General features: G+C 36.0%; 7 protein-coding genes and 3 pseudogenes. 4 read left to right on the forward strand and 6 right to left on the reverse strand.

Annotated elements, in window-relative coordinates:
* Positions 1–439: 439 nt before the first annotated feature.
* The 6 genes and pseudogenes from AC3ASS_RS12760 to AC3ASS_RS12785 form a co-directional block, all read right to left on the reverse strand.
* Positions 440–514: pseudogene (locus tag AC3ASS_RS12760) on the reverse strand (transposase); the annotation flags it as partial.
* 267 nt (positions 515–781) lie between these two features.
* Positions 782–1,753 carry a carbohydrate kinase family protein gene (locus tag AC3ASS_RS12765; protein ID WP_488283907.1) on the reverse strand — a complete coding sequence of 324 codons (972 nt, stop codon included), beginning with the start codon at positions 1,751–1,753 and terminating at the stop codon, positions 782–784.
* 16 nt (positions 1,754–1,769) lie between these two features.
* Positions 1,770–3,251: a glycoside hydrolase family 32 protein gene (locus AC3ASS_RS12770; RefSeq protein WP_488283908.1), complete on the reverse strand. Its 1,482-nt coding sequence runs from the start codon at positions 3,249–3,251 to the stop codon at positions 1,770–1,772.
* 78 nt (positions 3,252–3,329) lie between these two features.
* Entirely contained in the window at positions 3,330–4,772 is a 1,443-nt protein-coding gene (locus tag AC3ASS_RS12775; protein WP_488283909.1) for a sucrose-specific PTS transporter subunit IIBC, read from the reverse strand.
* 96 nt (positions 4,773–4,868) lie between these two features.
* Positions 4,869–5,867: a LacI family DNA-binding transcriptional regulator gene (locus AC3ASS_RS12780; protein WP_488283910.1), complete on the reverse strand. Its 999-nt coding sequence runs from the start codon at positions 5,865–5,867 to the stop codon at positions 4,869–4,871.
* 346 nt (positions 5,868–6,213) lie between these two features.
* Complete coding sequence (locus AC3ASS_RS12785; protein ID WP_488283911.1) at positions 6,214–6,714, reverse strand: phosphotransferase family protein; 501 nt, start codon at positions 6,712–6,714, stop codon at positions 6,214–6,216.
* Between the two features lie 345 nt (positions 6,715–7,059).
* Between AC3ASS_RS12785 and AC3ASS_RS12790 the strand changes: the two are divergent.
* From AC3ASS_RS12790 to AC3ASS_RS12805, 4 genes and pseudogenes are all read left to right on the forward strand, one after another.
* Positions 7,060–7,655: pseudogene (locus tag AC3ASS_RS12790) on the forward strand (DUF4372 domain-containing protein); the annotation flags it as partial.
* Between the two features lie 280 nt (positions 7,656–7,935).
* Entirely contained in the window at positions 7,936–8,433 is a 498-nt protein-coding gene (locus tag AC3ASS_RS12795; RefSeq protein WP_488283912.1) for a DUF6997 domain-containing protein, read from the forward strand.
* A 15-nt stretch (positions 8,434–8,448) separates the two neighbouring features.
* Positions 8,449–8,715 carry a DUF7226 domain-containing protein gene (locus AC3ASS_RS12800; RefSeq protein ID WP_488283913.1) on the forward strand — a complete coding sequence of 89 codons (267 nt, stop codon included), beginning with the start codon at positions 8,449–8,451 and terminating at the stop codon, positions 8,713–8,715.
* 11 nt (positions 8,716–8,726) lie between these two features.
* Positions 8,727–8,849, forward strand: a pseudogene (locus tag AC3ASS_RS12805) (DUF7226 domain-containing protein); the annotation flags it as partial.
* Positions 8,850–9,593: the final 744 nt, after the last annotated feature.

Here is a 9,593-nt window from a genome sequence, read left to right on the forward strand (position 1 = left end):
CTTCCTTCAGATTCCGCGTCACCACGGACACCCTTGCGTTAAGCTAACTGCTACTTCTGCCTTCGCAGCTCGGGACTTTCACCCTATAGATTACACCCATGCCGGGCGCACCTGCAAGGGGATGTCTCATGTTTTGAGACATCCCCTTCTTACAATTAGTCAAGAGTTTTTAGTAAAACTATTTGTTTCAGTGGATTTATTTAGGGGGCTGTCCAGAAATCCACTGAAAACGAAACATCATAAGCATTGATATATCAACGTTTCTAAAACATTAAAGGGGCGTCTATAAGCCGGAAAATCGACTTATTAGAAGCCTCTAACTAAATAAATTTACGCATGCCAAATAGACCCAACGATTCTTGCTTTTTTTCGCCAGGTCAAATATGTTATACTTTTCCTACACAATTACGAAGTTGCTGATGCGATTTCGTAATTGTAGGCGATTATGTAATATTTCCCCTTCATAAACATAAATCTGAGCAGAATTATAAATAACCATATAGCTCTTTCCCATACTAAAATCAAAGGCAATGACACTTTGCTAAAACCTTCCTCCATTATTTGTAGTGCCTTCATAAAACCTTAATGATTCCCTTTTCTTATCCACGATCTCATGGATCCAACATATTAAATCTGATTCTTATAAGATCCATGAAGTAGGCCAGTTTTTTTTATTGCGAACTCATAGTTCTGGGGCTGTCACGACCTTTTCTCCACTTCTACTAAAAAAATAGCAGCGCAGACCTTGACCGTGGTCTGTGCTGCTAATCTTAATATGTTTTTATTTACATGAAATGAAGTTAAGGATTTCTTCTTTTGTCGGTAAGGATGAAATTGCACCTTTTCCTGTTGTTGTGATCGCACCGCTTGCATTGGCAAAGGTGAGGATTTCTTGATGGTGCTCATTTAATACATCTATTAAGTTATCATGGTTTACTCCTTTTTCGAGTAGTTTATATAAAAAGCCACCGATAAAGGCATCTCCTGCACCTGTAGTATCCTGAACCTCAACTTTGAAACCAGTTGATTCATATTTGGCATTCTTCGTGTAAAGGTCGGCTCCATTAGCTCCTTTTGTGTAAATAACGGCTTTTACATCACCTGTGAATAAGTTTTCAATCGCCTCTTTTTCATTAGTGAATCCTGTGATAAACGCTAATTCTTCATCGGAAATTTTGATGATATGTGCTTTCGGAATAAATTCTAAAATCGTTTGTCGACATTTCTCTGCACTGTTCCATAGTGGAAGGCGAACGTTGGGATCAAAGCTAATGATTCCCCCATTTTCTTTAACAAGTCGAATTGCTTTTTCATGGGCTTTTTTCATTGGGCTTTCGACTAGATCGACGGAGCAAAAATGTAGAATATCTCCTTTAGCAAACCAACTTTCTTCAATTTCATCTTCTGAAAGCAAAAGATCTGCAGAAGGATTGCGATAGAAGGAAAAATCACGTTCACCATCTTCGCGCAGTGAAACAAATGCTAATCCTGTATTCGCTTCCTTTGTTCGCTTTATTTTATCTGTTTTCACACCGATTTTTTGTAACTCTTCAATTAAAAAGTCACTAAAGGCATCCATTCCAAGCTTTGTGATCATTGCAGATTCTGCCCCAAATCTCGCAACAGCTGCTGCAACGTTTGCTGGGGCTCCCCCAGGTGCACGTTTAAAAGACTGAACATCCTTTAATGCTTTGCCTTTTTGCATTGGAATAAAATCAATTAACACTTCACCAATTGAAAATAAGCGTCCCATTGTCTACACCTCCCTTTTAATTCATAGTGGATAAGTTATATTTCGTTGTGTCTAATGTAACTTTTCCGTTTCGTGCAAAGAAGCGAATATCTGTGCTTTCAGGTCTTGGAAAAATTCGGCTCGTAAATACTTCATCGCCGTCATTGATAAAAATTTCGACAGAAGACTTATCAACAAACAGATGAAGCTTTAACGTATCCCCTTCAACGCTGCACTTTCTCGTTGTTCCATATTCTTTAGCTGGAACCTCCCCTGAATGGGTACGGTCTAAGGTCACTTTTTGTTCCTTTCTGTTATAGGAGATGACCGTTTTTTCATCATTACATGACCGGAATTCAATCCCGACTTCATCTGCTTCCATGTTCGTAAATTCACAAATAAGTTCATACGTCGTCCCATTGAATCCTTCATACATTTTTTTCTCATCATCGAGAATATCTTTCACATTTACCGAATCTTGTCGCAATGCTTCTAGTTCTTTTACAGGACACTGAATAAGCTTTCCATTTTGAACGGTCAACTCCCTCGGTAATGTTAAACAATGAGCCCACCCATCCTTATCAGTTGGATACTCGATTTCGGGAAGACCCATCCACCCGACTAAAAGGCGACGTCCCTTATGGTCAATTGTCGTTTGTGGTGCATAAAAGTCAAATCCACGGTCTAACTCAACAAACTCACCGTGTTCAAAAACTTTTGTCTTTAAATCTAGTGTGTTCCCTAAAAGATAACCAGATTGATAGATATTTTGAAATTGATCTCCCTTTGGCTCTAACCCTTGTGGTGAGAAAATCAGCACACCTTTTCCATCTAGTTCAAAATAATCGGGACATTCCCACATAAATCCAAATTCCTTTAAGTTTGTTTGAACCTCACCTTCAAATGTCCAATTTTTTAAATCAGGTGATGAATAAAGAACAATACAACCTGTTTTGTTTTCCCTCTGTGCCCCGATAACAGCATAAAATGTGCCATTTTCCTTCCAAACTTTCGGATCGCGATAATGATCGGTATAACCTTTTGGAACTTCTTTAATAACCGGCTCTTGTAATTTTTCAATACGACCATTTTCATTCATTACCGCTAAGCATTGATATGGATGACGAACCCAATTTTCGTCTCTTGTATTTCCTGTATACATTAAATGGAGCTTACCGTCATGACAAATAGCACTACCTGAATAAACTCCGTGAGAATCAAAATAATCGTTCGGCTTAATACCAATTCCGACATTTTGCCAATTGACAAGATCTTTTGATTTTGTGTGATACCAATATTTTAATCCATGAACAGGACCTAGCGGAAACCATTGATAAAACAAGTGATATTCTCCGTTAAAATAAGAAAAACCATTTGGATCATTTAAAAGTCCCGTTACTGGTTGAATATGAAATTTCTGACGCCAAATGCTTTTGTTGACTTTTTCTTCTAATGCATTCAATTCTTCTTTTGTCGCTTCTTCGATTCGGCGATACCGTTGTTTTCTCGTCCATTCCATCTTTAAACCTCAACTCCTTCACGATGTAAACACAGAGCCTGACCTCTTTTTAAGGATCAGACCCCAATATTTAATTTATTAAGATGCTTTTTCTGCTGCTTGTTCTTTTTTCGCTGCACGTTTCGCTAAAATCATGGTTGTTACGAATGCAACGATGAATGAAATAACCATTCCAATTACGTATGGAGCTATGGAATCTGGACGAATTGAAATAATACCTGGTAAACCGGCTGCTCCAAGCGCAACAGCTTTTACTTTAAAGATCGTAATAAATGCGGCTGATACAGCTGCACCTGTAATAGCACCAATAAATGGATAACGAAGCTTCAAGTTAACACCAAACATAGAAGGCTCTGTAATTCCTAAAAGAGCCGAAATACCAGCTGCGGATGCAATACCTTTAATTTTCTTATCATTAATAATCATAAAAACAGCTAATGTTGCTGCACCTTGAGCTACGTTTGACATAGCCGCAACAGGGAAAATAAACGAACCACCTGTTTTAGCAAATTCTGCTAACAATTGTGTTTCAACTGCAATAAAGCTATGATGCATACCTGTAATAACGATTGGGGCATAAACTAAACCGAATAACGCACCACCAATGAGTCCCGTAGTATCATATAACCAAACAAGTCCGTCTGTTAATAAGTTACCTGCAGAACGAGTAATCGGTCCTACTGCTGTAAACGTTAAAATGCCTGTAATAAAAATCGTTAATAATGGCGTTAATAAGTTATCAAGTGCAGACGGAATATATTTGCGTAAGAATTGTTCTGTTTTCGCTAAAATAAAGGATGCTGCTAATACAGGTAATACGGTCCCTTGATAACCGACTTTTTCAATTTCAAATCCGAAAATACTCCAAACTGGAATTTCACCGTTCGCTAAGGCGCCACCATATCCCCAACCATTTAATAAATCAGGGTGAACCATTAACATACCTAAAGTAGCTCCTAAGTACGGGTTACCACCAAAGCGCTGTGTAGCGGAGAAACCAATTAAAATTGGTAAAAAGACAAATGCCGCATTGGCAAATGTATTAATAAGTGCTGCTAAGTCCGCTATTTCTGGATAAGCATCAATGAGGGACCTACCTTCAATAAATAGATCCTTTGCCGTTAATACGTTATTAATCCCCATTAAAAGACCGCCAGCAACAATGGCAGGAATAATCGGAACGAAAATATCAGAAAGTAGCTTCACTAAACGTTGAATTGGATTTAATTTTTTCGCTCCAGCATCTTTCACATCTTTTGTAGACATTTCTTGAAGTCCAGTTAATTTGGTCAATTCTTGATAAACTTTGTTAACTGTACCTGACCCTAAAATAATTTGGAACTGTCCACCCGTTGAAAAAGTTCCTTTTACATCGTCCATTTTGTCAAGCGCTTCTTGATTTATTTTACTTTCATCATTTAAAACTAGACGTAAACGTGTCGCACAGTGAGCTGCAGCAGAAATATTATCTTTTCCACCAAGAGCTTCTAAAATTTCTTTTGCGATTTGATCGTATTTCATAGCTTCCTCCCCCATTTATTCAGTGGAAACGGTTCCATTTTTCGCGATTTAGGAACCGGTTCCTAACTTTATGAAATGGAACCGGTTCCAGTCTGATTATAAGTCATTAGGAATGATGCTGTCAACGCTTTCTCGTTCAATAATTTCATATTTTGATAATGTTCTTTTTGGAACTGACTCCTCATTGACAAGCTTTACAATGTTTTGCGCTGCCATCTTTCCAGCCTCTTTAAAAAACAGTTTTACTGTTGTTAGCCCTGGGTGAATAATTTCCGTCACATCATATCCTCCAAAACCCGTAATAGAAACATCCTTTGGAATGCTTAATCCTTTTAATTGTGCTGCCCTTAAAGCACCAAGAGCAATATTATCCGTTGCACACACAATGCAAGTTGGCTGAAATCCTTCTAGCATTTCTGTTACCCTTTGTTGAGCAGCAAACATATTAAAACCTGTTTCAAAATAACGAACCTCACATCCTTCCGCTTCTGCTATTGCCCTTTTAAATCCTTCCTTTCTTCTTACTCCAACTGCTACATCCTTTTCGGTAACACCTAAGTAAGCAATTTTTCGATGCCCTTTCTCTAATACATATTTTCCAATTGCATAGCCTGCTTCCAAATCATTATGAATCAGACTATGTACATCAGGATGTTCTTGACCAACAAGAAGAATCGGGATGTTCACCTTTTCAAATGCCTCTAAATGTACTTGTGTAATTTGAGTAGCAAGTAAAATAATTCCCGCAACTTTTTGACTAGCCAGGCTATAAATCGTTTCAATTTCACGTTCAATTTGCTGATTCGTATTGGATATTAATAATTGAAAATTCAACTCTTTTAATTTTTCATCAATCCCAATTAAAGTATGCGATGCTGCATAGGAATCTAATCGCGGAACAATCGTTCCAATAAAATATGTTTTCTTAGCCTTTAAACTTTGTGCAAAAGGATTAGGTGTATATCCTGTTTCTTTAATGGCAAGTTCAATTTTTCTTTTTGTTGCTTCACTAACAGATCCACCATTTAAGTAGCGAGATACAGTGCTTTTGGAAACTCCCGAAATTTTTGCTATATCTGCAATAGTTTTATTCATTCCTAGTCCACCTCAAAAATGAGTTCTCTTTTTTTCTCATTCAAATTGACTATCCTTCCAAATGGTCAAAACAAATTAAGTCCTGGGTTTGTTCCCAAGTTTTAAACCCAGGTCTTTAGTATTTTCAGCTTACCTACATACACAAAAACAGACTATTTACTTAATAATTTATTTTATTTCAAAAATTATTCCAATAGTCTGATTTTTAGAAGGAGCACGATTTTCGAAAATCGTTAAAAGAACTCATATAATCCGTTGGCAAAATAATTATAGTCTTCTTCATCAATGATTTTTTGGCCGTAGCCTTCAAAAAAGATTTGTTTATCTCTTCCGGTTTCAAAGGCATTCAGTTTCGGGGAATCGCAAGGGATACATCATACCTCGGGTCCCCATAAACACCGCCGGCCCAATCGATAATTCCGGTGACAACGGCATTGGAAACTAAAACATTATCGATGGTAAAATCCCCATGTATAAACGTTTGTGTAAATTCTTTCGGCTTATTTTCTTTCAATCTTTCCAGTAACTTTCTCGTCCCATCAACTTCATAATGAGTGAGATTATATTCCGCTTCCGCTAACATTCGATCCAGCCACGGTTCCTTCGTTCGTAATTCTTCGGGACAGGGAGTTGAATGGATTTTAGACAAGATTTCGCCAAGGCGAAAAATAATTTCACAACGTTTTTCTTGGTTCTTTTCAGTAAATAACGCCTGTCTAATGGTTTCTCCCTCGATATAATCTAAAAGAGCCCAACACTCATGATTTTCTTCCACAAATCTCCATACTTTTGGTACTGGAAGATCTGTCGTCCTTAAACTATTTAATATTGATACTTCCTTTTTCAACCACGAATGAAACCTTTCTCCCCCTCGTCCTTTTAAGGGCAAACATTCCCCTGTCACTTTCGATAATGGGCACATTTGATGTATAACCTTGGCGGGGGAAAGATATGGATATGATTCTATTTAAAAATTCTTTATTTGTGTTTGGAATGTCATTTAGATTAATTGGTGACAAACCGATCCTCCTCATAATTTGCATTTAAGATGAAATATTGCACTAGTGTCTCATTAAAATAACACAACATAATTAATGATACAGAATATTTCGTTAGTTAACTTTTCCATACAAAAATCCTTTATAATGGTTTTGGTAGTAAACCTATCCAATTCCAAAATAAAGGACAACACATGGATAAGTTTACACGAAAAACATCATTTGAACAATGGCTTTCACCTATTAACCAGAAATTGTTTGAGGAGCTGGTGAAAACCTATCCATTAAATTACTATACAAAGAAGCTCTACATGGCTCCTTTTATGAAGTTACTCTTATACGCCCAACTCCACGAAACAGAGAGCTTACGGGCATTAAGCGATGCATTATTTTCAGATGAATTACAATGTGCAACTGGATTCGAATCCATTAGTTTCTCACAATTAGGAAGACGTCTGAATCAGGTTCCAACTTGCTTCTTTCAAACGGTTTTTCTAGATTTGGTTGCACAAATTCATCAGAAAACCAATTTTCAAACACGTAGAAAAATGACAACACCACTGAAAATCATTGATTCAAGTACATTGCCACTAAACTTGACGAACCATAAGTGGGCTGAGTTTCGAAAAACAAAATCTGGTGTAAAACTTCACCTTCGGCTTGTTTTTATGGATAAAGGACTTTCCTATCCAGATCAAGCAGTCATTACGAATGCCGTCGAACATGACCGAGGTCAATTGGAGGTATGGATGATAAGGAATGCATGTACGTGTTCGACCGTGGATCATTACCGCTCTGCAGAATTATTTCTTGCAATTGTAGTGTTAACTTTTATGTTTACGCAGTTCAGCGATAAAATAATCTATATTTATCTCCATATATAATAATTTTTTCTATTTTTACTTAAAATTGTAAAAAAACTACTTATCAATGTTCTAAATCCTCCATTAAAGCATCCATTATCATCCACTTATTGGAGACAATTGAAAACAGGATGTAATGCGGATCTTCGTCTAGTATTCTTTCAAGGGTAGAATCACGGAATTTATCACGATACATTAATTGGAAGTATGCTTTTAACATTAAGACTTCGGAAAACAATTGCTCTTCTTCATCATCATCCCAAACTAAAGTATAATCGAGTAGATGTTGAAGGTGCTCGAATTGAAATTGATGGTGGTTTCGAAGGAAAAACTAAATTTGCAATTATAGAAGCAAAAAATGAAACCGTTACCGACTTTAATGTTAGACAGTTGTTTTATCCTTATCGTGTTTGGAAAAATAGAATAAATAAAGATGTTATACCCTTATTTTTTACATATAGCAACGACAAATTTTCATTCTTTATGTATGAATTTGAAGACCCAGAAACCTTTAATTCATTTCGATTAATAAAGCAAAAAGATTACATCATTCCTCGTGATAAAATTACACAAGAAGATGTTGATAGGGTAGCGAGAAATGCTACAAAATTTGTGGAAGAACCAAAAATACCATTCCCACAAGCTGACCGCTTTGAAAGAGTTGTGGACTTATTAAGTACCCTTTATAATGGGGATATTAGCTAAGAAGAAATTGCTGATTTGTACGATTTTGACAGACGACAAAGTGATTATTATGCTAATGCCTGTATTTATTTAGGTTTGGCAGAAGTGGATCGAATTGGTAGTGAAATAGTAATAACACTGAATGATGAAGGTAGAAGGGTTATGGAATTACCATATAGAGAAAAGTATTTAACACTAGCTGAAAAGATACTTGAACACGCTGTTTTTAAGGAAGTTTATGATAAACATGTTGAAATCGAGGTAGAAATGAAAAGAAAAAGTAGGAGTATAGAGTCAAATTAGTTCCAAGTTCTTTTATTGTAGAAAGAATGAAGCAAAATAAATTATATAATATTGGCAGTGAAAGTACATTTAGGAGAAGAGCATCAACTATACGTGGATGGGTTCGTTGGATAAGAAGATTACCATATAGGTAATACAGATATGCTAATTAGTTTAACAATTTTTATAAAAAATTTCGATTCAATCTGAACTTTAAATTCATCAATACCATTATTACTGAATTTAATTTTGGATCAAATCAAATATTCTTCCACTAGATGTTTGAACATGTAATAAACAAGCTATTTTAAATGAATTTTTTAAATATACTTATCTGACTTCCCAAATGTTTAGTTTTTTGCTTAACTATTTATTTTTATTTATAAATTCCCTAAGTTATTCTTTCTTATAATGTTTTGCCCTATGATAAAGGTTAAGTTTTAATTGATTTTCTAGTTAAAACGGGCAAAGCATTTTTATTCGAGGAATTTACTTATGAATAGGATTGTGTGGAAATCTATTTAATTTCAGCTGTTCTATATCTGACAAAATGAGGATTCTAATATTATCAAAATGTGTTGTAAAATTAAACTGGATATCTCGTAAGTAAAGAATTCCAACTATATCAATATTTTGATTTAGATAATCCCCCTTTCTGTCCCTTTGAATTTGTATTTATCCTTTCTACGATGGTTTGTGACCAGTCGATAGAACCACGGATTTCATTAATGCGTAAATGGGACTTGGCAACTGTTGCCGTTTTTAAATTTTTCATTAAAACAGGTAATGACCGGACGAAATCCTTTGTAATCGAGTAGGAGAGGGTGACTAACCCCCGACCTCTCACACCACCGTACGTACCGTTCGGTATACGGCGGTTCAATTAAGTATGACGTAGA

Source organism: Bacillus sp. JST-5, from assembly GCF_057747715.1.

Excerpts from the sequence above, each read along its gene's own strand:
- AC3ASS_RS12770 (WP_488283908.1), bottom strand. The coding sequence starts at position 3,251 with ATGGAATGGACGAGAAAACAACGGTATCGCCGAATCGAAGAAGCGACA.
- AC3ASS_RS12795 (WP_488283912.1), top strand. The coding sequence starts at position 7,936 with ATGCTTTTAACATTAAGACTTCGGAAAACAATTGCTCTTCTTCATCAT.
- AC3ASS_RS12765 (WP_488283907.1), bottom strand. The coding sequence starts at position 1,753 with ATGGGACGCTTATTTTCAATTGGTGAAGTGTTAATTGATTTTATTCCA.
- AC3ASS_RS12775 (WP_488283909.1), bottom strand. The coding sequence starts at position 4,772 with ATGAAATACGATCAAATCGCAAAAGAAATTTTAGAAGCTCTTGGTGGA.
- AC3ASS_RS12780 (WP_488283910.1), bottom strand. The coding sequence starts at position 5,867 with ATGAATAAAACTATTGCAGATATAGCAAAAATTTCGGGAGTTTCCAAA.